Source organism: Mesorhizobium sp. M4A.F.Ca.ET.050.02.1.1 (assembly GCF_003997725.1).
Classification (GTDB): Bacteria; Pseudomonadota; Alphaproteobacteria; order Rhizobiales; family Rhizobiaceae; genus Mesorhizobium.
On the sequence record NZ_RZSG01001381.1, the window covers coordinates 1 to 683 of the forward strand.

General features: G+C 65.2%; 1 protein-coding gene. It reads right to left on the minus strand.

All coding sequences use genetic code 11. The annotated features are described in order from the left end of the window. Positions 1–683, minus strand: a 683-nt coding sequence (locus EOA33_RS37645) for an ABC transporter ATP-binding protein (protein ID WP_145989602.1), incomplete at both ends; no start/stop codon positions are given.

Below are 683 nucleotides of genomic sequence, written 5' to 3' on the forward strand. Positions count from 1 at the left end.
CCCTGCACGAGAATCTCCTTCGCGCCCCTGGCCAGTCCGCCGCCGAACTTGAGGAAATTCATCGGCGGCGAGCCGATGAACTCGGCGACGTACATCGTCGCCGGGCGGTCGTAGATCTCGCGCGGGGTTCCGAACTGCTCGATGATGCCGTGGTTCATCACGGCGATCTTGTCGGCCATCGACATCGCTTCCATCTGGTCGTGCGTGACGTAGACGGTGGTGGCGTGGATGCGGCTGTGCAGCTCGCGCAGTTCATGCACCATCAGATCGCGGAACTCGGTATCGAGGGTGCCGAGCGGCTCGTCCATCAGGAAGCATTTCGGCCGCCGCACGATGGCGCGGCCGAGCGCGACGCGCTGGCGGTCGCCGCCGGCAAGGCCGGAGACCGATTTGTTAAGCAAATGATCGATGCGGAGCAGCTTCGCCGTCTCCTCCACCCGCTGGCGGATCTCGGCCGACGGCATGCCTTGCGCCAAGAGCGGGAAGCCGATGTTCTTACGCACGTTCATGTGCGGGTAGAGTGCGAAGAGCTGGAAGACGAAGGCGATGTCGCGCTCCCGCGCCCGGCGCATCGTGACGTCCTCGCCGCCGAGCAGGATCTTGCCGCCGGTCGGCAACTCAAGCCCGGCGATCATGCGCAAGGTAGTGGTCTTGCCGCAGCCCGACGGTCCGAGCATGACGAA